This is a genomic window from Microbacterium oxydans (assembly GCF_000956405.1).
Taxonomy (GTDB): Bacteria; Actinomycetota; Actinomycetes; order Actinomycetales; family Microbacteriaceae; genus Microbacterium; species Microbacterium oxydans_C.
Map to the genome: position 1 here is coordinate 72555 of NZ_JYIV01000024.1, position 20982 is coordinate 93536.

The 20982-nt window shown below is 65.7% G+C and carries 25 protein-coding genes; 17 read left to right on the plus strand and 8 right to left on the minus strand.

Annotated elements, in window-relative coordinates; genetic code table 11:
* Positions 1–82: 82 nt before the first annotated feature.
* The 15 genes from RN51_RS08175 (at position 83) to RN51_RS17965 (ending at position 13468) form a co-directional block, all read left to right on the plus strand.
* Positions 83–1663, plus strand: coding sequence for an FtsK/SpoIIIE domain-containing protein (locus tag RN51_RS08175; protein ID WP_045263556.1), 1581 nt, complete (start codon positions 83–85; stop codon positions 1661–1663).
* Positions 1664–1728: 65 nt separating this feature from the next.
* Complete coding sequence (locus RN51_RS08180; protein ID WP_045263557.1) at positions 1729–2496, plus strand: hypothetical protein; 768 nt, start codon at positions 1729–1731, stop codon at positions 2494–2496.
* A gap of 361 nt (positions 2497–2857) precedes the next feature.
* Positions 2858–4648: a hypothetical protein gene (locus RN51_RS08185; RefSeq protein ID WP_045263558.1), complete on the plus strand. Its 1791-nt coding sequence runs from the start codon at positions 2858–2860 to the stop codon at positions 4646–4648.
* Between the two features lie 68 nt (positions 4649–4716).
* Positions 4717–5157, plus strand: coding sequence for a hypothetical protein (locus RN51_RS08190; RefSeq protein WP_045263559.1), 441 nt, complete (start codon positions 4717–4719; stop codon positions 5155–5157).
* A gap of 66 nt (positions 5158–5223) precedes the next feature.
* Complete coding sequence (locus RN51_RS08195; protein ID WP_045263560.1) at positions 5224–5808, plus strand: hypothetical protein; 585 nt, start codon at positions 5224–5226, stop codon at positions 5806–5808.
* On the plus strand, positions 5805–6359 hold the full coding sequence (locus RN51_RS18405; protein ID WP_156149138.1) for a hypothetical protein: 555 nt from the start codon (positions 5805–5807) through the stop codon (positions 6357–6359). Before RN51_RS08195 ends, RN51_RS18405 begins: the two co-directional genes overlap by 4 nt.
* Positions 6340–7092, plus strand: coding sequence for a hypothetical protein (locus RN51_RS08200; RefSeq protein WP_156149139.1), 753 nt, complete (start codon positions 6340–6342; stop codon positions 7090–7092). The genes RN51_RS18405 and RN51_RS08200 overlap by 20 nt, the downstream gene beginning before the upstream one ends.
* 287 nt (positions 7093–7379) lie before the next feature.
* The gene (locus tag RN51_RS08205; RefSeq protein WP_045263562.1) at positions 7380–8576 is read left to right on the plus strand and encodes a hypothetical protein; all 1197 of its coding nucleotides are present in this window, start codon (positions 7380–7382) and stop codon (positions 8574–8576) included.
* 187 nt (positions 8577–8763) lie between these two features.
* Positions 8764–9153, plus strand: coding sequence for a hypothetical protein (locus tag RN51_RS08210; RefSeq protein WP_045263563.1), 390 nt, complete (start codon positions 8764–8766; stop codon positions 9151–9153).
* Positions 9150–9491 (plus strand): hypothetical protein, encoded by a 342-nt coding sequence (locus RN51_RS08215; RefSeq protein ID WP_045263564.1) that lies wholly within the window; start codon positions 9150–9152, stop codon positions 9489–9491. Before RN51_RS08210 ends, RN51_RS08215 begins: the two co-directional genes overlap by 4 nt.
* 82 nt (positions 9492–9573) lie before the next feature.
* Positions 9574–10092, plus strand: a complete 519-nt coding sequence (locus RN51_RS08220) for a hypothetical protein (protein WP_045263565.1) — start codon at positions 9574–9576, stop codon at positions 10090–10092.
* The gene (locus tag RN51_RS08225; protein ID WP_045263566.1) at positions 10092–10442 is read left to right on the plus strand and encodes a hypothetical protein; all 351 of its coding nucleotides are present in this window, start codon (positions 10092–10094) and stop codon (positions 10440–10442) included. The genes RN51_RS08220 and RN51_RS08225 overlap by 1 nt, the downstream gene beginning before the upstream one ends.
* Positions 10439–10696: a hypothetical protein gene (locus RN51_RS08230; RefSeq protein WP_045263567.1), complete on the plus strand. Its 258-nt coding sequence runs from the start codon at positions 10439–10441 to the stop codon at positions 10694–10696. The genes RN51_RS08225 and RN51_RS08230 overlap by 4 nt, the downstream gene beginning before the upstream one ends.
* Positions 10697–10726: 30 nt before the next feature.
* Entirely contained in the window at positions 10727–12199 is a 1473-nt protein-coding gene (locus RN51_RS08235; protein ID WP_156149140.1) for a HEPN domain-containing protein, read from the plus strand.
* A 24-nt stretch (positions 12200–12223) separates the two neighbouring features.
* Entirely contained in the window at positions 12224–13468 is a 1245-nt protein-coding gene (locus RN51_RS17965) for an RES domain-containing protein (protein ID WP_052674639.1), read from the plus strand.
* Positions 13469–13475: 7 nt separating this feature from the next.
* Here RN51_RS17965 and RN51_RS18685 read toward each other — a convergent pair whose 3' ends face one another.
* From RN51_RS18685 to RN51_RS08270, 6 genes are all read right to left on the minus strand, one after another.
* The gene (locus RN51_RS18685) at positions 13476–14207 is read right to left on the minus strand and encodes a hypothetical protein (RefSeq protein ID WP_045263569.1); all 732 of its coding nucleotides are present in this window, start codon (positions 14205–14207) and stop codon (positions 13476–13478) included.
* The gene (locus RN51_RS08250; protein WP_045263570.1) at positions 14194–15870 is read right to left on the minus strand and encodes an N-6 DNA methylase; all 1677 of its coding nucleotides are present in this window, start codon (positions 15868–15870) and stop codon (positions 14194–14196) included. The genes RN51_RS18685 and RN51_RS08250 overlap by 14 nt, the downstream gene beginning before the upstream one ends.
* Before the next feature lie 280 nt (positions 15871–16150).
* The gene (locus tag RN51_RS08255) at positions 16151–16597 is read right to left on the minus strand and encodes a GNAT family N-acetyltransferase (RefSeq protein WP_156149141.1); all 447 of its coding nucleotides are present in this window, start codon (positions 16595–16597) and stop codon (positions 16151–16153) included.
* Between the two features lie 31 nt (positions 16598–16628).
* Positions 16629–16913: an HNH endonuclease signature motif containing protein gene (locus RN51_RS08260; RefSeq protein ID WP_331454209.1), complete on the minus strand. Its 285-nt coding sequence runs from the start codon at positions 16911–16913 to the stop codon at positions 16629–16631.
* A 103-nt stretch (positions 16914–17016) separates the two neighbouring features.
* Complete coding sequence (locus RN51_RS08265) at positions 17017–18141, minus strand: M24 family metallopeptidase (RefSeq protein ID WP_045263573.1); 1125 nt, start codon at positions 18139–18141, stop codon at positions 17017–17019.
* A 45-nt stretch (positions 18142–18186) separates the two neighbouring features.
* Positions 18187–18633 carry a DUF1801 domain-containing protein gene (locus RN51_RS08270; RefSeq protein WP_045263574.1) on the minus strand — a complete coding sequence of 149 codons (447 nt, stop codon included), beginning with the start codon at positions 18631–18633 and terminating at the stop codon, positions 18187–18189.
* A 159-nt stretch (positions 18634–18792) separates the two neighbouring features.
* Between RN51_RS08270 and RN51_RS08275 the strand changes: the two genes are divergently transcribed.
* Positions 18793–19215: an NUDIX hydrolase gene (locus RN51_RS08275; protein ID WP_045263575.1), complete on the plus strand. Its 423-nt coding sequence runs from the start codon at positions 18793–18795 to the stop codon at positions 19213–19215.
* Between the two features lie 25 nt (positions 19216–19240).
* Here the strand turns inward: RN51_RS08275 and RN51_RS08280 are convergent, their stop codons facing one another.
* Positions 19241–19696, minus strand: a complete 456-nt coding sequence (locus RN51_RS08280; RefSeq protein WP_197073214.1) for an aminoacyl-tRNA deacylase — start codon at positions 19694–19696, stop codon at positions 19241–19243.
* Between the two features lie 56 nt (positions 19697–19752).
* Positions 19753–20259, minus strand: coding sequence for a hypothetical protein (locus RN51_RS08285; RefSeq protein WP_045263645.1), 507 nt, complete (start codon positions 20257–20259; stop codon positions 19753–19755).
* A 147-nt stretch (positions 20260–20406) separates the two neighbouring features.
* Between RN51_RS08285 and RN51_RS08290 the strand changes: the two genes are divergently transcribed.
* Entirely contained in the window at positions 20407–20964 is a 558-nt protein-coding gene (locus RN51_RS08290) for a peptidylprolyl isomerase (protein WP_045263576.1), read from the plus strand.
* Positions 20965–20982: the final 18 nt, after the last annotated feature.

The window sequence follows — 20982 nt, forward strand, 5'->3', positions numbered from 1 at the left end:
GCTCAGCGGTCGCGGTGCCCCTGGTGGGGCTTGGTCGTCGTTCGATTCGACGCACCGCACTCACTGACCCTTAGGAGAAACCATGACTCAGAAGGCAACCGCTGTCCCACAGTTCGACACGGGTTCGTGGGACGAGACTGCGACCATTGCGCAGTCCATCGCGCAGAAGGGCTTCCAGCTCATCGGCCTCCGCGCCGACGGGACGGCCATCATCTCGGATGACGTGATGACGCTGCCGGACGCGGTCAGCCCGGAGGTCATCGACCCGTCACTGAACGATGCTGCTGCTCTGGCTGCTTCGGCCCGGTACGCACGCAAGAACAAGGTGACGCTCACCGCTTGGGACAAGTTGATGCGCGAGCCGACTTTCACCACGATGCTTCCGGCAACTCACCGGCTGCGTGAGCTGGTAGCTGAGGAGCAGGGCAAGGACGCGCACGAGATTGGCGTCCACGTCGAGTGGAGTGCGCAGCGCTCCGGTGCCGAGCGCGTGCTCATGCGTCTGCCTCGCAAAGCTGACCCCGAGAAGGTCGGGCCGCTGATTCCTGGCTGGTCTTCCGGCTGGACTATCGAGCAGGACACCTGGACCGGCCTCACCGCCTTCACCTGGGGTCCGCAGCGGATACTGCCTGGCATCGTGCCGATTCGCTCGCTGATGCCTGGCGCGTTCGAGCCGACCGCCTGGAACCGCATCCCGATGGGTCTGGCGTCTGACGGGTCGCAGGTCATCTGGCAGCCGCAGCTCCACCCGCACGGCCTGATTGCCGGTACGACTGGTTCCGGTAAGACGCAGGGTCTCCTGGCCCTTGTCATCGGCTGCCTGACGCGTGGCTGGAAGGTCGGTATCTGCGACCCCATGAAGGGTGGTGCTGACTACAAGTTCCTGAACGACTTCCTGGCCGCTCGGCCCCGTATGGAGTTGGAGGGCGCAACCCAGCTCGAAGCATCACAGGACACCGCAGCGATTCTGAAGGCGCTCTACCGAGAGGGCCAGCGGAGGAAGCGGCTCTGTCTGGAGCATGATGTGAACTTCTGGGCCAAGCTGCCCGCCGAGGTTCGCGAACGCGAGGACATCCGTCCGTTCCTCCTGGTCATCGACGAGTACAAGTCGCTTACTGACCGCGACACCGTGCCGACGATGCCGAAGGGCGTCAACGACCCTGAGTTGGAAGCGGAAATCGCGGAGCTTCGCGAGTTCGACGTGGCCAAGCTGAGCATCAGCGTCTACGCCGGGAAGATTGCGCGTGAGCTTCGCGCCTGGGGCATCTACATCTGGTTGGCCTTGCAGAAGGCCGAGCAGGATGCTCTCGGCAGGGACTTGCGTGAGAACCTCCCTGCTCGCATCCAGTACGTGATTCCGGGTCAGACTTTCGCACCTGAAGTGCTGAAGTTCCTGTTCCCCGGAGATTCCTCGGCGCTGGCGGCAACGGAAATCTCCATCCTGGATGACCGCGAGTCTCAGGGTCTGGGCGTGATGACTCAGAAGGACGGTCCGACCGGTTTCCGTGGCGGGTTCGCGCCGGATGAGGAGCACGCTTCGTTCCCGGACTTGCTGCGCGCGATGGGTGTGCCGTCACCGGTACCGCTGTCGATGGCGGCCCCTACCCGAGCGACTGCCTCCCCATCCGGTTCGGATTCTTCGGACCGATTCGCTGGCCTCTGAGCCAGCATCCCGCCCCCGCGTCCTGACCGGCGCGGGGGCGGTCCCTACTACTGAGAGGACTCGTCATGATGAGCATTCTGAGCAAGGCGGGCGGTGCTGTCCGCTTCCGCACTACACACTTCTTCTCGCTGACCGTCGTCAGCATCGTCCTGGGATTCTTGGGCATGGTCGGTAACCAGGCTGTTCAGCCCCTGCTTGATTTCGGTACTGCCGAGCAGCCGCCCGCATCCCAGCTACCGGCCGACCAGCCGTCGGACGACGGTGAACCGTCGGAGCCGAAGCCGGATGTCGAAATCGGTGAGCCGGAGTCTCCGCTCGGGCAGGCCATCTGGACGGAACTGGGTCCGGCTGATTTCTTCGCTGGCCCGAAGGCTGAACATGCGCCCGATGAAATCCACCCGGAGAGCGGGCGGGTGCAGGAGCCGCTACGCGGGGACATGGTTCTCATCGCCTGGAATAGCGACCTCAAAGAGGGTGACACCGTGACCTTCAAAGCGGGTGGAGAAACCTACTGGCTGGCCGTGGACGAGTCGAACGTCCTGAAGGGCGGCACTTACCTCCAGATTCTGCTGGAGGAGGACCAGCCGAAGAACGACCCGAACACGGGTGAGGCCCCACAGACTGAGTTCACTGGTTCCACGCTGCTCGCCGCACTGGAGGCTGCGGGGTACACCTGGAAGGCACCGTACGCGGCTGAGGGCGATGGCATCGAGCGCGGTCTTCGCGACTGGGGTGTCCTGCTCGGGGCCACGTCAGCGACGAAGGTCACCCTGGTGGTCGGCGGCTCTGAGTTCGTTCTGGACCGGCTGGGGGAGACCTACTTCTTGGGCTGACACACGTCCGTTACTGACAGCGCTGGTCAAAGCGTTGTGCGCTGTCAGTAACGCTGGCGCTGGCATCCGACGCATGGCTCTGCGGCCTCTGGCTGCGTTCTGAGCGCTCTTCACCGCGCCCAGCAACAAGCGTCCACGCGGCGTGAGTTCGTCGCATACGCGCCTTCAGCGTGTTCTTGCGCTGACGCTGGTCCGTCCGTTCTTGGCAGGAGAGGAGGCATCACATCTACGGCACCGAGGTGCCAGCGCAGTCCCTGGTGGGGCTTTGCCGCCGTTCGATTCGGCGCTGCGCGCGGGTCGCAAGACCAAGGGAGCAACCGCTCCCGCCTATCAACCCACGTCCCAGGGAGGGGCGCTAATCATGAACTCATTCATCAAGAAGACCTGCGCCTTCGGCGTGGGTATCACCCTCGGCCTTGCGCCGTTCTTGCTGGTCACGCCAGCCTTCGCGGCTGACACCGGCATCGAGCAGACTGCCAGCACTGGCCTGAAGACTCTCGGTACCGAGACCGTCGAGACGGCGTTCGGCTCCGTGAGCATCGAGCGTTTCATGCCGGAGCTGCGCGATGCTCGCATTCAGGGCATCGCCATCCCAGAGACCTCCGGCCCCGGCGACGAGGTCGCCATCGACCTGCGTTCACTGGTCGGTGGCTTCGAGTACGACGCTCAGACTGGCGAACTCATCAGTACTCCCGGTTCGGCTGACCGTGCGCCTGAGACGGTCGTGGACCCCGCTGGCCGCACGCCGTTCATCCCCGACATCGACTGGAGCGCGTTCACCTGGCGTATCAGCGGCCTGGAGGGCACTGGCGTCGTGGACCACCTCGCTGACGCCGATGGCTCCCTCACGCTCGTCCCGCTGCGGGAGAACGCCGAGTTCGGCGCAACCGTCAAGCTCGTGCACACCGCAACAGGCACCGAGTCCGCACCCATCACCATCACCGGTCAGTCCGGGGCCAACGGCACGGCCGCTGACTGGCTGACGACGGCCGACCGCGCCGGTGGTGACGGGAACGCCGCGATGTGGAAGGCCTCGGAGCGGGGCTTCGCGGAGGGGAGGTTCCTGTCCTGGAGCGAGCCTGAGGAGACCACTCTCGCCAGCCCCGCCGCGTGGAGCGACTCTGTTCGTCCGTGGGTTGAGGTGCCGATTTCCGGCCGCACGAACGCACCCATCATGGCCCCCGCAGGCTTCGGCCTGGAGCGGTGGCCAGACGGCCACATCCAACCGCTCGGTATCCGTACAGCCGCGCGCGTTGGTCAGGCGCGCAGCGAGCCGGTCACATCGTTCGAGGTGAACCTCGCTGAGCGTCTGCCGGAGTTGGGCATCACCGCTGTCGCTCTGCCTGGCGCGCCAGACGGCACGCTGTCGCTGGACGCTGCACCCGTTTGGGTACAGCCGTACGGTGTCGGTGGTCTGGACTACCAGGCTGCGGACGGGCTGACTCTCACCGTGGATGGCACGACCATCACCGGTGAGTTCGGTTCGGCGGAATGGACCAACGCCGTCGGCGTGACCGTCTTCGTCCTCACGGACGCAGGCGTGCAGGCCGTGGAGCTGCGAGTCGAGGCCCGTCCTGCGGACACTGCTGCCGGACTGGTCGAGAAGCGCGTCGCCACTGACACCGAGGTGCTCATCACCGATGCCGAGATGTTGGAGGCCTCCCGCCTCTCGGGCCTGGAGCCGACCATCCGCCAGGTTCGCGCGATGACTCTCCCGGAGGGTATCGAGCGGGTCGAGGATGGCTTCCTCTTCGCGGGCGCTGCTGAACCGACGGCTCTCGCTTTCGGCTTCGAGGTCACCGAGACCTTCGAGACGCCGTTCGGTCCGGTTCGCCCGGACGCGGTTCGCGCGCCCGGTGAGGTTCGCATCGAGGTCTTCGAGGACGCGGTCACACCGCCTGTCGAGGAACCGGAACCGCCTGTCACCGAGGAGCCGGAACCGCCGGTCACGGAACCTCCCGCTGAGGAGGAGCCACCGGTCACGGATGAGCCTGCGAAGCCGGAACCGAGCAAGCCGACCCCGCCGAAGCGCGTGGAAACCGGTGACGCTGGTTCACCGTTCTGGCAGGCCCTGCCCGGCGCAGCGGCTGTGCTGGCGCTCATCGGTGGGCTGGCCGCCTACCGCCGCCGTCCTGAGGGCGCGGCGAAGTAACACCCTGGCGGGGTGCGGGACATCGTGTTCTGCACCCCGCCGCCTACATGCTTCTGGAGGCATCAACCATGAAACGCATTACACACATCGCAGTCACGGCCGTAACACTCTTCGCCCTGGCGACCGGCGTCGGCATCACCGCCGCGCACGCTGCTACGCCGGAACGCATCCTGCCCGCTGGTTCGCAGGCGCAGGCCGCCAACATCGCCCCGATGGCGATTCCCTCCGGCTCCTGCATCCGCCATCAGAGCGCCACCATGACGACCTTGTTCGTTCGTCCTGGCGTCGCTGTGACCCGTGCGCAGATGGCGAACCACATGGATGGGAGTGCGGCGCAGGTCGCCGATTCGACGTGGCCGCAAGAACCTGCGCCCGCGAACCGGGTGCGCCGCAACGGCGAGGCATGGGTCGGCCAGCAAGGCGACTGGGCAGCCATCGGGACGAGCGCCCGTACGGGCCTGAACTTCCATGTCGTCATCGCCACGTGGACGAACGCGCTGCCTTGCTGACAGCACCACCTCAACCTCGAACAGCCCCCGCGCGTGCGGGGGCTGTTCTCGTATCTGGAGACTTTCATGAAGACATTTCTCTCGGCCATCGCCGCCCTTGCGCTCACTGTTTTGTTGGCCTCCTGCGCTCCCGCGCCGACGGAGACCGGACCGCAGACCATCGAACGCCCCGCCGCCGCGTCTACGCAGACGCCAGCGCCGGTGGAGCGGCCCGCTGAAGCACCTGAGCCTGCGCCCGTCGCCCCGACCCTCATCATCAACGAGGTGGAGCCGATGAGCTTCTCGCCCACCCTGGACCCTCCGAACTACACCGACATCTTCGAGATTCGTGACGAGCATGAGGGCTACTTCGCGAACACCGCCCTTGGCCCGCGCTTCCTGCTCACGCACGCCATGAGCCTCGGCAACTCACCGGCCCCCGGCAATCTCTGGCAGGAGCTGGCTGTCGGTGACGGCATCGAGGCGCTGGGTTCGAACTGGCACATCACTGAGCGCGTCGAGGCCCCGAAGAGCTGGCCGACGGATGACCCGGCTTTGGAGGAGCGCATCCTCGGCGCTGGCCCCGGCACGCTCGTGCTCATCACGTGCGTCCCCCGCTGGGAGGGGCGCGCCACGGACAACCTCATTCTCATCGCCAAGGAGGCATCATGACGCGCGTCGCGCATCAGCCAGGCAAGCGCCTGGTTCCATCGAACGGCGGCACTGGACCGCGCCGCTGGACGGGTACGTCGCCTGCTGCCGCGCCGGTCGCCATCCCAAGCGGTCCGCTGTGGGATGCCCATGGGTGGCAGCCGAACGGTACGCATCGGAAGACGAACACGGCGGTCAGCCCCGAAGGTGTGCCCTTCGCGTACTCGCAGACGCTGCGCGAGGCCTCGCCGACCATCACCGAGGCGGACGTGACCCGACTCCACAGCGGCAGTATCCCCGCTGACTACGCGGCTGAAGGCCTCCGTCACGGGGCGACGGTCGAAGAGGTCGAGATGCTCTGGGCGGAACGCTGGTCGAAGGGCGGGCTGCACCGTCGGTTCGGCTCAGCACCACCCGCAGAAGCTCAGCAGACGGCCCCTGTGGCCCCTAGAACGAGTCCTGCGCCCGTTCGCCGTACTACGCGTGCCTCGAAGCTTGGCGCGGCTCTGGATGCACTCCGCACCCTCAATATTCCACGGAAGGAAGACACTGATGACACCGAAAATCTCTGAACGACCGGGATACGAGCTGAAGGCTGCTCGCCCCGGCGGCCCCAGACGATGGCACTATGTGGGGGAGAACCCGGTACCGGCGTCGCTCTGGCAGCGCTGCACCACATGGCTGAAGGACACGACAGCTCACCGTTCACGCCTCGCCGCTGCGAAGCGCTGGTACGAGAGCGTCGGCATCACGCCGGAGCCAGCGGCGGCGAAGGAGCCGATGGACCGGTCGGTTGAGGAACAGCGCCGCGCCCGCATCGGCTACCGGCAGTGGCTCCAGGAGAACGGCTTCGACCCCGATACGGGCTACAACGAGTTGGGCGTGGACGCGTGGGGCGGCATCAAGGGCCAGCAGCTCAGCCGTCCGGTGAACCTTCTCACTGGCAAGCCTTGGGCACCGACCGGCTTCCTCCGCGACGGAACTCACGCGAAGACGGGCACACCGTATGGGCCGGATGGCGCGGACCAGGATGGATGGTTGCGGCCGGACGCGGAGGGCCGCCGCGTCAACGTGCTCACCAACACCATCTTCTCGCCGGGCAACCCGCCGAAGACCTTCAACGGGGAGACCGTCGAGCAGTACTGGCTGAACCACATCTCGTGGCGGACACCGGAGGTGGAGGCGCAGATTCAGCGCGACCGCGTCGAGTCCGAGGAAATCAGCCGCCGCATTGCTGCCGAGCTGGCCGAGGAGGAGCGCCTGGAGCGGAAGGAGGAGGCCCTGCGCGCCCGAGGCATCATCTGACACAAGACCCCTGCACCCATCCGTGGGTGTGGGGGTCTTCGTGTTCCTGGCCGCGCTCAGCCCGGAACCTGTCACAGTGTAGACTAAGTATCGAAGCGATGTCCTATCGGTTTCACTGCCCCCAGTGCTTGTCAGAGCCTGGGGGCTTCTTCGTATCCCAGGTCAACCCACAAATGTGTGGATGACCTATAGCATACCTCGCTCACTTCCACAACGCCCGAATGCTATGATTGAGATAAGAACAAAAGTTCGACCGGCTGACACCGGGACCACCGATAGGACAAGAGATGGGAACCTTCACCCTCACCGCAGCAGAACTCCACACCGAGCTTGCCGAGATGCAGGCACACCGCACGACATACGCCGAGGCGACCGGCGCTGACACCGCCTTCGAAATGACCGCTTGCCCCGAGACCTTCGAGCGCATGGTCACCTTCGCCGCCCGCCGCGCCGTGTACGGCCAGGGCATCTGGGAGGCAGAGGCAGCCGCAGAACTCGGCATCGGCCTCGTCAACCACGCGCGTGAGCGCCGCGTGCAGCGTCTGGTCGAGGAGGCCACCGCGCTCATCAAGGCGGACGCCGAGGTCGAGAAGCTGGCTGAGGGCTTCACCATCAACGCTGCGTTCGAGGCTGCCGCCAAGAACGAGCACGCCATCCGCTCCATCCGCAAGGCCGCGAACCGCATCACTGTCGGCGCGACAGCGGTTCACCGCGCTGACACCGAGTCCCTGGCCCGCGTGGCTGCCGCCCGCGCCATGAGCGCCACGTACACCAAGGGCGCGACGACTCCGTTCAATGCTTCCCCGGTCGCCGCGTACCGCATCCTGGCGGGCATCGAGGCACTGGTCGCCTACCTCCACGACCTTGCTGAGCCGCTGGCGAAGGCGGAGCGGAGTGACATCGGCTTCTCCGCGAAGAAGCTTCGCTACGAAGCGACTGATGCTCTCGACTCTCTGCGCTACTGCTACGGCGTCAGTCGCGAGCAGGCTCGCGCCGCTCGCGACCTTGCGGCTTTCACGAAGGGCATTGAGCGTCTTGACGCCGAGGAGCAGGCTGACGCTTGGCTCGCACGCGAAGCGCAGATTGCCGAGTGGGCCGCTTCCAAGAACAAGTCCGAGCGTGCGAAGGCGTCGGCCGCCGCAGACGCTGCGGAGGTGCTCGCTGTGGACATCAGCGTGTCGATGGATGCTGAGGATGGCGCGCAGTACGCCGCGCGCTTGGGCGATGCGCGTCGAGAGGCAGTTCTGGCGGACGGTCTGGGTGCCGCGTGGGCTGCCATCGCCCCACAGTTCGGTTACGCGGACCCGGCCGAGTTGGCCGCCGCCGTCGAGTGGGCTACCGACGGCTCCAAGGCTTCGAAGGCGCTCAGCACGTTCTTCGAAACCTCAAACAGCCGTCCCTACCACGCGGCTCTGGCCCGCGCCCGAGCGTTGAGCATCGACGCGGTTCGCGCTGCCTTGGCCAGCGAACTGGCCGCTATCTGACCGGCTCCACGGCGAAGTCGTGGATTTGGTGTTCTCGTATGAGTTCATCCCTTAGCCGCCGCAGTAGGGAGTGAATAGCGGTTGGTTCCCGTTCTTCTGGTTGGAAAGGATTTCGGTCCTACTCATACGCCCCGGATGTCGCATCCGGGGCGTATGAGTTTGTTGTTCAGCCGCCGCAGTAGGGGGTATGAAGAATGAAATCAATACCCAGAACCTGGACTCTGTCCAGTCTTACCTTGACCGTGCGCAGGCGAACGCTCGCGCTGGTCTCTACGACGCCGAGGCGGTGCAGGCGGACGCACGCGATGCCGAAGCGCGCCTCGACGCACTTGGTCTGCCCGAGGTCGAGAAGCGTGGGGCCGAATGGACCGGATACTCACGTGTGGCGCGCGGCTCCCACTACCGCGAGGGGGCTACGGTCATTCACCTGCGGCGTGGCAGCGCAGGCCGATGGTTCATCTGGCACGCCCGACGGACGACGGTCACCGACCGGGACCGGAACACAGTCACAGCGCCGAACGCGGACATCGAGAAGGTCGCCCGCAAGGCTGCGGCAGTTGCGGGGGTGACCCTGTGATTCGCTTCGTCCTGGCGTGTCTGTCCTTCGTCGGCATGTGCTTGCTCATCTTCACCGGCTCGGTCGCTTCGATGGCGGTGAGTTGGCTGACGACCGTTGCCTGGCCGGTCATCGCGCTTGTCGTCACGGTGGTGCTGGGGCTGCTTGCGGGGCGCGCTTGGGGTAGCCGTCGGCTGGCAGCCATCGCGCTGCTCGTCCTCGGCGATGTCGCGGTGCTCATCTGGCTCCTCATCGGCAGTCCGATGACCGCCGCAACACTGCTGCTGTACGGCGCGCTCGGGCTGTGGTTCGCCTCCGGGGCCGCTGCGCTGACCGGTGATGCACCGCCCGGAAAGTGACACCCGTCCATCTACATACGCCCTCGCAAGAAAGTCTTGCGAGGGCGTATGAGTTTGGCTCGGAGCCGCCGCAGTAATGGGTATGACCGATTACACAAAAACATCAGAACAGTTCGCTGCCGAGCAGGCTCGCAAGAAGCCGAAGGCCAGCAAGAAGCGCATCATCGGATGGAGCATCGGACTCCCGCTCGCGGCTCTCGTGCTGCTCATCGGCGGCATCCTCATCGCTCCGTACGCTAAGGCGCATGTGGCCGCAGCCGTGGCCCCGACCGTTACGGCCGCTGACGCCATCGCCGATGAAGCGAAGACGTTGGACGCAGAGTACGTGGCCATCTGCTCCGACCCTGCTTGGGACGAGGGTCTCGCACTAGTGGCAGGCACCGGTTCAGGTGAAGCCATGGACAGCATCACGGGCGCTTGCACTGACCTGGGCAAGCGCGGCCAGGCCTACGTCACGAAGGTGGAGGCTGCGACTTCCATCTGGACGAACATCGGTGACGGCTTCGGCGAGGTCACCGACACGGTTCGTGCGGCGGTTGCCGCTGGCGACATCGAGACCGCGATTCGCATTCTCTTCGCTCAGAGCGAGGAGGCAGAGTGATGGAGAAGCTCATTCGACAGGCCCGCGAGGCTATGCGCGACGAGTTCATGGCTGAGGCCATCCGTCTCGGAGCCACGGTCCACGCCGACGGCGACGCCCTGGTTGCAGTCTGGCCGGAGGCTGCCCGTCAGACCACCAGCGCCACGCTGAGCGCGGAGGGCGGACGGCTTGTTCTCACGGAGACCGCGACCGTTCGGGTACCGGATGAACTCCCAGACGAGCTGGTCGAGCGCTTCGGGCACCGCGCGAAGAAGGTCTGCGACCTTCGCAGGCACTTGAACATGGTTGAGCGGGAGACGGGCGTCCCGCTGCTCACCCCGCCCGATGAGCTGAAAGTGGTGCGAGCATGACCGAGTTCGTGATTGCAGCAGCGTCTGCACCCCTGAACATCGTCGGGGCTGTCACCCTGTGGCAGTGGTGGCGGGGTCGTGCCGTGCGTCGGGCCGAGCGCATCGAACGGCTCGCGTTCTGCATCGAGGCGGAGTTCCTGGATGCGTACGCGCCGGGATGGCAGGAAGGCGAGTGCAGCGTACGGGCGGTGAAGCGCGCGCAGCGCGAGTCGCTTCGGCCTCGCCCGGACTGGGTGTTGGAGCTGGCCTGCTGAGCGGGAGCGCTCTGCCGATACCATCCCCTCATGAGCTTGGGTACGTTGGCGGAGTCGAAAGAATGGGTCGCTGAGTGGCGGATACCGGGGGAGGCCGCGACCGAGGCAGGCATTCTGACGTATGACCCCGCGAAGGGTCTTCATCTACGTCTTATTCGCACCGGAAACGATGCTCCGTTTGGCGGAGCGCGACGAACGACTGGCCGCCGTGACGAGGGGTTGCCCAAGTGGCCCGTGCTTCATGGCGTGGCGAAGGGAATCAGGCTCACTCTGCACAACGTGTGGGTCAGCCGGATGCAGACCACCCTCAGTTCCGCAGCGGCTGAAGTTGAAGCGGAGGCGTCCGTCCTCCTCGTCGGGTGCCACCTCGATGATTTCGATGAGACGGTATTTGTTGGGGCAGTCACTCAGGTGGACTGGCTGACGGCATGGTCCGGCCTCACGGCATACGAAATCACTGAGGAATCTGATGCCGAGACCAACCGCCTGACGGGTTCTACGGCCATCACGACGCGTTCCGTTCAGAGCCTCTCGGTCAGGACAGGGGAGACAAGCTTCGGCCTGTTCCACACCTTCATGGTTCCGGACTTTGATTCGCAGCCAAGCCGGACGTTCGCGCGGACATGGGAAGCTGTGAGCGCAACCGCGTCGTTCCCCGCGCCCGTGTCGTTCACCGACGCTCTGCATCCGTTGGCGAGTCTGTCGCACCTCGTCTCGCTCTCAGCCCTGGAGAACTGCGGCATCGTCTCCGAATCGCTGACACTGCCGCCAGCGCCGGAGTTGTGGCCGGACGGCCATCTCCTCCAGGACAAGGTGCGCCGGGTTGAGGTGTATCGAGAGCACATCGTGCCCCCGCTTGGCGTGGCGAAGGGACGACCGAGATTCCTGCTAGACCTCGACGACATCCCGTTCGAAGAGCTCATCCCACGCTGGTTGGCGCTTCATCGGTCACTCGAACCGGTCATCGGGATGGTGCTCGGGCTGCGCTACCTGCCTGATGGCTTTGTCGAACCTAGGGTTGTCACGGCGGTCGGGGCGGCTGAGGCGCTCCATCAATCGCTTGACAAGACGACGGAGATGCCTCGCGCTGAGCACAGGAACCTTCGCCGCGCCATCCTGGATGTCGTCCCGGCCGAGCGCAAGCTGTGGGTCAGCGAACGCATCGCCGACAACAAGCCGAAGCTGATGAACCGACTTGTCGCTCTGGCAGACCTGATGGGGGAGGCTGTTCGGGATGCGCTGCTCCCGAGCGCCGAGGTCTGGGCTGAGCGGAGCGTGAAAGCACGCAACCATCTGGCGCACACTGGGGCGGCTGACTTCGACTTGGAGGAGTTGCACGCGGTCATCGAAGTGTCCTCAGCCGTCGTCGTCTTGGTACTTCTGCGCCAGCTCGGACAGAGCGAGGAACGATTGCTTGATGCAGTCAAGTACCATCCTGAAGTCAACTACGCTCGACGGCTTGCGCGACTGCACTTTGCGGTACCCGACAACGCGGTCGAGTAAGGGTGGCGATGCCATGATGTGCACATGGAGTTCCCCATCATCGGCTGGACGGACAAGGCGCTCTGCCTTGACCACATCGAAGACGAGCACCTGCTGAAGCGAGTGCAGGGGCAAGCGAACGAGCGCGAGTGCTCGTTCTGCGGGCGGACCTCTCCTGAGGACGCGGTCCCCTTCGCGGTGAACCTGGAACAGTTCACTGAGGTCATCTACGAAGTGGCGTGCGACCTCTATGAAGACTCGAACAACGCTCCGCGAATCGACGGTGAGACCCTCAGCGAGGAGATGGATACCCTGACCGTCGTCTACAACTTGATAGACGATGCAGTCCCGAGCAGCATGCTCGACGCCATCGCCGAGGAAGTGTCGGGACTCATCAGCGAACCGTCCTACTGGGTCGAGCGAGACGACATGTCGTATGTGGAGTTCGGGTGGGAGAGCTTCGCTCAGACGGTGAAGCATGAAGCTCGGTTCGCACTTCCCCGCGCCGAAGGGAGCAAGTCTGGCCTCACGCCGCCGGAGCGGCTGTTCTCATTCCTCAATGCACTCTCGGGATTCGTGCGGGACGAAACCGGACTGATGGAAACCTTGCCGCAGGGCACTCCGGTGTACCGCGCTCGCATTGAGCGAGAAGCCCGCAAACTGGAGACGAAGGTACTGAAAGACCCCGCTGGTGAGCTTGGTCCCGCACCGGCTGGCAGCGCGTCGGCCGGTCGTATGAACGCGCAGGGAATCTCTCTGTTCTACACCGCGAGCGACCCGGAGACAGCCTGCGCCGAAGTGGTGGCACACAGCCCCTACAGCGAAGCGGTGGTTGGGGAGTTCGTGCTTCAGCGTCCGATGCGCGTGCTTGACCTGACCCGCGTGCCGATTCGCCCGAGCCTGTTCGACGAGTCGGTGAGGGCATCATTCGTGTTCATCGCCTTCTTCGACTACTTCCGTGACGCCATTACGCAGCCGGTCATCCTGGATGACAAGCATCCCGTGGACTACGCGCCCACGCAGATGGTCACCGAGTTCCTCCGATGGGGTACCGGGGTGCAGTTCGATGGCATCGCTTGGGAGTCGCAGGTCGCACCTGGCGGCAAGAACGTGGTGTTGTTCTTCGGTCCGGACACTGCGATGCGCTCGACGGAGGAGCCAGAGCCGGAAGTGCACGAACTGTGGAAGCGAACGGTCGGTGAGAAGAAGGCCGTGTTCCTCATCGACCCAAAGTCGGTGAAGCGTTACCGCGCGGAGCGGACGGTTGCTGTCACGGCTTCGCGATGGTGAGCGTCAGCTAAATCTTCTTGATTTCGCCGTCGGTGCCGTCGTACAGGTCGAAGTTCCGCTCGCCGATGAGTTCGATGAGGTCGTCCAGCGCACTGTCCAGGTCTACCTGCACGGTCTCATCGTCCACTTCGAACGCACGCAGTGACGGCTGGAAGCTGTTCGAGTCGAGCAGGAACACGTAGAACCGCTCGAACTGCTCTTCACGGCCAGAAGGGTCGGGGCGCTTCGTGAACAGGCGCAGACGCGGGAACGCGTTCTCGAACGTGCTCTTCCTTCGGGCCGTGCCGTCGTGCTCAGCGCCAGCATCCAGGAACAGGAACGCTGCGAGCACTGCGTACGGGAACCGGCGGTGCAGCGTGACTGACTCGACCAGGAGGTCACCACGCCGGTTGGTGAGGTTCTTCTGGTAGTTCTTCGTGCTGTTGTCGCGGAACATGATGGTCTTCACGCTCACCGCGAAGATGAGGCCGCTCTCCTCGGTTGCCCAGGAGACATCGACCTTCTTAGCGCCGATGCCGCCAGCCAGCCGCCGCTCAGCGCCGCTCAGCCCGAGCTGGCCCGGCTCAGCTGGAAGCGCGCCAGACATTCCACGGTCCCGAAGCTCAGCCGCGATGGCGAGAGCAAGCCCGTCCGAGAGGCGCTGGTTCCAGTTCTTCTTGTTCGCCTGGGTATCGGTGTCAGCAGGCTTCGGCCCGGTCGCCTTGATGGCGGCTAACAGCCGGTCTTCAAACCTCGACACGCTGACCCCGTGCGGTGCGTCGGGCTGTCAGCTCGGCGTGCGCATCACGGAGCGCCTTCACTTCACTTCTCTTCATACCCAGCTCTCCAATGAGGAGGACATCATCGACCAGCTTGGCCGCCTCTACCAGCCGACCGTACCGCAGCCGCGTGGCAAGCTGCGGCCGAAGCGCGGTCAGAGGGTCACTCGCGGCAGCGACAACCTCAGGCGACGGCACGGGCAGGCGGTCAGCCTCACGCGGCTCAATCTTCAGCATCCCGCCGCCGTACGAGCGGCCCACGGTCTCAGCACCGACGAGCGTCATCGAGGTCAGCGCAGCGAGCGGCAGGAACTTGCGTCCGACCTTGCTGTGCTCCGGCCGCAGGTAGATACCGTGTACCGAGTTCAGGTGCAGAGCCTTCGCCTCGTTCGTGGTGATGCGCGGGGTGTCCGCGTTCATGTACGTCAAGAACAGGTCGGCAGGCTTCACCAGCGGCACGCGCCACCAGGGCTTGCGGACCCGGCACTTGTACGCGGTGTTCACGCTGGCGGTCTCACCAGCGTTGATGTACTCCCACGCCGCCGCGCTCGGCTCCCCGTTGGGGCGGAACAGGTAGGTCGCGCTCCCCTTCTTGCCCAGCGCCCGCCAAGCGTCAGACGAGAACACGAGTCCACGCAGGTGGCTGCTTCCGGGAGGGCTGAGCTTCAGCAGGTCCGACTCAGCCAACCCCAACTCAGCCACCTTCTCGGGCGACATCGCGAAGTACTTGTTGTTCCCGGTGACCATGCCAAGGGTCGTGTCGCCCCAGGTCTCCAGCGTGGTGAAGTCACCGCTGGACAGCAGGCCGCTATACACACCGAGCGCATCAGCGGAGAGCAGCGAGGGCGTCCACTTCTCGGCCGGGTCGGTCGGCGTCCACGTGGTCGCCGCGAGCGTCTCGGAGAGCGCTGCTGCGTTCTGCGCCTGGTAGATGGAGGCGTGCTTCGCGCTCCCCTCCTCATACCCGTCCGCGAGCAGCAGGACAACTTCTTCCTGCACCTCAGCGAACACCCGCTCGGTGAACAGGACCAGGTCTACATGCGCGAAGCGGTCGAAGAGGAAGCGCCGTACCTCGGCCGCGTAGTTCACGCTGAGCAGCTCGGCGGGAACCACGAGCGCCAAGCGTCCGCCCTTGCGGAGCATGAGCGCCGAATGAACCGTGAATGCGGCCCACGACGAGGCCAGGCCACTCATGTTCACACCGGCCTGGAGTGCTGCCTCCCGGCTGCGGGTCCGGGCTTCACCGGAGAAATCCTGGTACCGGATATACGGCGGGTTGCCGATGACAGCCGTGTACTTCGGCTCCGGCCTCACGATGAAGAAGTCGCTGACCGTGATGTTCGGGTCGCCGCCAGCAGCGCGCACCAGACGCTCAGCCTCGGCGGCGCTGGCTTCGTGAATCTCGACGCCGTCCACGCGCGGAGGCATGGGGAGCGCGCTGGTGGCGAGCTGAAGCTCAGTGAGTCGTCGGACTGCCTGCGTCAGGAATGCGGCTTCACCGCAGGACGGCTCCAGGACGAGGTCGTCGGCTGAGCGGACAGCCCAGTTCGTCGTGAACTCGGCGATGGCGTCGGGGGTAAAGAAGGCTCCGCGAGCCTTCCGTAGCGTCGCGGTGTCGGGGACGACGGCAAGGTTCGGACGCATGTTCCTATTGTGGGGTGAAGGTCTGACACGGGGGACCAGCGCCGCGCCCCTTCATGTGGTCCGGACGGCATCAGACCCCTACATCTTGTGGGGCGGATTTGGTGCCTATAGGTGTGACCATAGGTGTGACTTGGCATCCCTGAGGCGATGAAGTTGAGCTGAAACCGCGTAAATACGCGGCACAACAGGGCATCTGGTCAGACTGCTTCGAATCTCCTAGGCTCCACAGGAAGAAGAAGCCCCCGGCACCTGCCGGGGGCTTCTTCGTTTCCATGCCCGCTCAGTCGAGGTCGATCTCGTAGTGGATCAAGCCCGACCGCGAGGCGACACGATCGTAGAGGCCGCGCGCGGTGGTGTTCGACTCCGCCGTGAGCCAGTAGAGCTTCGACGAGCCATGTCGCTCCGCCCAGGCGCGCACGTGAGCGATGAGTGCTCGGCCGACGCCGCCTCCGCGCAGGTTCGGGGCGACGAACAGGTCTTCCAGGTAGCAGTAGTCGGCGACGGTCCAGGTGCCGGGGTGCGTGAGCCAGTGGACGATGCCTACCGCCGCACCGCTGTCGTCGCGGGCGATCGCGCCGTGGATGCCGGACCCGCGGTCGACGAGCCTTCGGAAGGTCGCCGCCGTGGTCGCGTCATCGAGGTCCGTCTCGTAGAAGGACAGGTACCCCTTCCAGAGCACCTCCCACTCGGGGCGGTCCTCGGCAGTGATCGCAGCGATCGTCGTCATGAGTCGAGAGTAGCGAGTGTGCGAACCCGCTTCACTCAACCGGTCGAAGCACCTGGAGGATCGTGGCATGCCGCACGAGGAAGCTCCGCTCGTCGAGCTTCTTGCGGCGCAGCCAGCCGGTGACCTCGTCATTGTGCTTGCTCGCATTGCAGGAGGCGCATGCCGGGACGACGTTCTCCAGCGTGTAGCGGCCGCCGCGAGAAACCGGCTGGATGCAGTCACGCTGCAGCGCGGCACCGTCTCCGCCGCAGTACGCACACCCGCCCCAGGCATCCATCAGCGCGTACCACTGCTCGTCGGTGAGATCGTTGTCCACGCGGGCGAGCCGATTCTGTCGGCGCTTCGCATAGCGGGCGCGAGTGGCTGGTGACGCGTTGGCGGAAGAGACCTTGCGACGACGTTGCATGCCCGGGCGCGTCTCAGTCGGAGCCGACCGAGGTCAACTCGTGCGGTGCGACGTTCAGCCGCTCCGCGCCGTCGGACGTCACGACGACGATGTCCTCGATGCGGGCACCCCATTCGCCGGGGAAGTAGATGCCCGGCTCGATGCTGAACGCCATGCCCTCACGGAGCACCAGGTCGTTGCCCGGGGCGATGTACGGCTCTTCGTGCACCGAGACCCCGATGCCATGGCCGGTGCGGTGCAGGAAGGCCTCCCCCAGGCCGGCCTCCTCGAGCACGGTTCGCGCGGCGGCGTCCACCTCGGCGGCAGTGGCTCCGGGGCGCACGGCATCGACCGCCGCCTGCTGTGCGCGCACCAGCACCTCGATGCGTTCCGCTGCCACGGGGTCGGGGGTTCCGACCACGTACGTCCTGGTGCTGTCGGAGTTGTAGCCGCTCGGCACCGCTCCCCCGATATCGACCACGACCACGTCGCCCTCTTCGATCACACGGTCAGAGACCTCGTGGTGCGGGTCTGCCCCGTTCGGGCCCGATCCGACGATCACGAACTCCACCGTGCGGTGTCCTTCGGCGACGATGGCCTCGGCGATGTCGGCTGCCACTTCGCGTTCGGTGCGCCCGGAGCGGAGCCACTCGTGCACGCGCCGGTGCACCGCGTCGATGGCGTCTCCGGCGCGACGCAGCTCGGCGACCTCCACGGCATCCTTGAACATGCGGCCCTCACGCAGGACGGGAGTGGCGAGTTCGAGACGCACGCCCAGGCGCTCACCGATCGGGATGACGTGCAGTGCGGGGAGGGCATCGGACACACCGACATGCGTCACGGAGCCCGTAGCCTCGCCGACGAGCGCATAGGGATCCTCGCCGTCCACCCAGTCGGCGACGCGGAGGCCGAGCTCACCGACGGAGGTGGTGCGCACCTTGGCGAGTTCCATCCGAGGCACGACGACCGTCGGCGTGAGGTCGGGACCGAGGACGAGTGCGGTGAGTCGCTCGATCGTGTCGCCTTCCACACCCAGCAGGTACTGCAGGTCGGGCCCTGGGCCCACGACGACGGCATCCATTCCTGCTTCACGCGCGCGTGATGCGGCAGCGGCGAGGCGGGCGGCGTATATGGCGGCGGGGAACGGCAGTGTGCTCACGCATCAACGCTACTGCGCGAGTGGCCAGAAGGTATCAGGATGTGGTCAGCTGATCGCCTGACGGATGCGGTCGGCCAGGAACTCCAGGTCGGCCTCGGTGAGGTCGGTCACCGCATAGGCGGTCGGCCACACGGTTCCGTCGTCGAGGTTCGAGATCGGTTCGAAGCCGAATGTGCCGTAGCGGACCTTGAACTTGCTGGCCGGCTGGAAGAAGCAGAGCACCTTGCCGTCGCGCCCCCACGCCGGCATCCCGTAGTAGGTGCGCGGAACCAGGTCGGGGGCGACGTCGGAGACCAGGGCGTGCAGCTTGTTCGCCAGCGCCTGATCCTCGGCGACGAGCTTGCCGATCGCCTCCTTGATGTCGGCCTCCCCCGCGGCTCGAAGCTCCTCCGGGGACTTCTTCGCCCTGGAGCGTCGTGTGCGCGCTTCCTTCGCGGCGGCCTGCATGGCCTCACGTTCTTCGGCGCTGAAGTTCTTCTCGTTCTCGGCCATGATCCGTCCTCTCGAGGTGTTGTCCGGTGTGCAGATCACACTACGGATACCGCGCCACGGTGCGCTTCTCGATTCCTGATCGATCGGGGCGGACCATCGAGTGTTCCGACGGTGACGCACGGTCATCGAGCATCCCCGCCGACGGATAGTGTGTGATCCATGGACCTGCGTGTCGCGGCGTACGCGGTCGTCACCGATGACGACGGACGGTTGCTGTTGGCGCGCTGGACGGAGGGGCGCCGAGTCGCGTGGACGATGCCCGGTGGCGGACTCGAGGCGGGTGAGGCACCGGAAGACGCCGTACGTCGGGAGCTCCGCGAGGAGACCGGCTACACGGTCAAGGTCGGCGAGCTCCTCGGCATCCACTCCCGGGTGATCCCCGCAGGGCGACGAGTGCAGAAGGCCGCGGAGCCGTTGCACACGCTGCGCATCCTGTACCGGGCCGAGGTCACCGGCGGGAAGCTGCGCTTCGAGACCGGCGGCTCCACCGACATGGCCGAGTGGTTTCCGGTGAAGGCGGTCGCCGAGCTGCAACGGGTGCGACTGGTCGACATCGCCATGCGGATGGCCGGGATCCTCTGAACCGGACCATCGCCGGCGGAGGAGATCAGCGCTCTTCGGGAACGGAGATGTCGGCGACGGTCGCTCCGTAGGCAGAGATCAGGTCGTCGGCATCGACGAACAGACTGTATCCGTGAGCACCCGCGCCCATGGCGATGCGCTGACCGACGATGGACTCGTCGGCGTAGATCGGCCAGTCGGTGGTGCTGCCGATCGGAACGATGGTGCCGCGCTCGTATCCGGTCGCTGCGAGGGCCAACTCGGCCTCCGGAAGCCGCAGCTTGTTCACTCCGACGAGAGCGCGGAGCTTCGGCCAGGAGATCGAGCGGCCACCCGGTATCAGCGCGAACAGGAACGTGTCGTCCGAGCGCTTCACGACGAGTGTCTTGACGATGCCCGACGGCGGGATGCCGAGGAGCTCGGCTGCCTCGAACAGGCTGCCTGCCGCCGGGCGCTCCCGGATCTCGATCTCGAGACCGCGAGCTGCGGCGGCTTCACGCACCCGCGCATGCCGATCGCCTCCGTCACCCGGGGCGACGGAGGCGATATCGGACGGGGTCACGCGTCGGGTGCGGCGAGCGGGTCGTCCGCGACCCAGAGCTCGTCATCGGCGCGCAGTGCCTGCCAGGCGGCGTAGAGAACGCCGACGGCCGCGGCGGCGCCGAGGACGATAGCGATGACGGAGCCGAGACCCGGGCCCGACTTCTGCTTCTTCCCGAAGGCACCGCGGGGTGCCGGGACGGCCACACCGTGGCGCTTGGCGTTGGCGACGTCCCACGCGGTGAGAGCGGAACCGACGACCCCGCCCACGATCGGGACGACCTTGTCATCGACGACGTGCTTGCCGATCTTGACGCCGCGGTCGACGACGGGGGCGACGCGACGGTTGTACGTGTCCTGGATGACCGGGACGACCTGCTCGCGATTGATGCTGCCGAGCTGACGTCCGGCCTCTCGGGCGACATCGGCGGCGTGGCCGACGAGCACCTGCTGGTTCTCCCAGAGCTGGTTCGCTTCCTTCTGAAGACGACGCAGTTCCTTCTTCCGCTTGCGGCTGAGGCTCACGATGCTCTCCTGTCCATTGGAGTACGGGTTCCCCATCTTGCCACGACAGGCTGGAAGGGGGGAGGGAATCGCCCGACCCTTGCTTCTTCGCCTGATCAGGGGTACAGGCCTCGGCCAACTCACCGGAAGCTCTGCGAGAATGAAGGCATGGCTCACGCTTCTCATGTCGCAACCCTGCACACCAACCACGGTGACATCGTCATCAACCTCTTCGGCGATCACGCACCGAAGACGGTCAAGAACTTCGTCGGCCTCGCTGACGGCACCCAGGAGTGGACCGACCCCGCCACCGGCAAGCCCGGCGAGGGACCCCTCTACAAGGACGTCATCTTCCACCGCATCATCCCGAACTTCATGATCCAGGGCGGCGACCCGCTCGGACAGGGCGTCGGCGGCCCCGGCTACAACTTCGACGACGAGATCAACATGGAGCTCGACTTCAACAAGCCGTACATCCTCGCCATGGCCAACGCCGGCCTGCGCCGCAACGCCATCACCGGCAAGCCCGAGGGCACCAACGGCTCGCAGTTCTTCATCACGACGGACCCCACCCCGTGGCTGCAGGGCAAGCACACGATCTTCGGCGAGGTCGCGGATGACGCTTCCCGCGCCGTCGTCGACGCGATCGGTGCCGTGCAGACCGGCCCGGGCGACCGTCCGGTCGAGCCCGTCGTGCTGCAGTCGATCGACATCGTCGCGGCCTGACGACAGCTGCGGCCGATC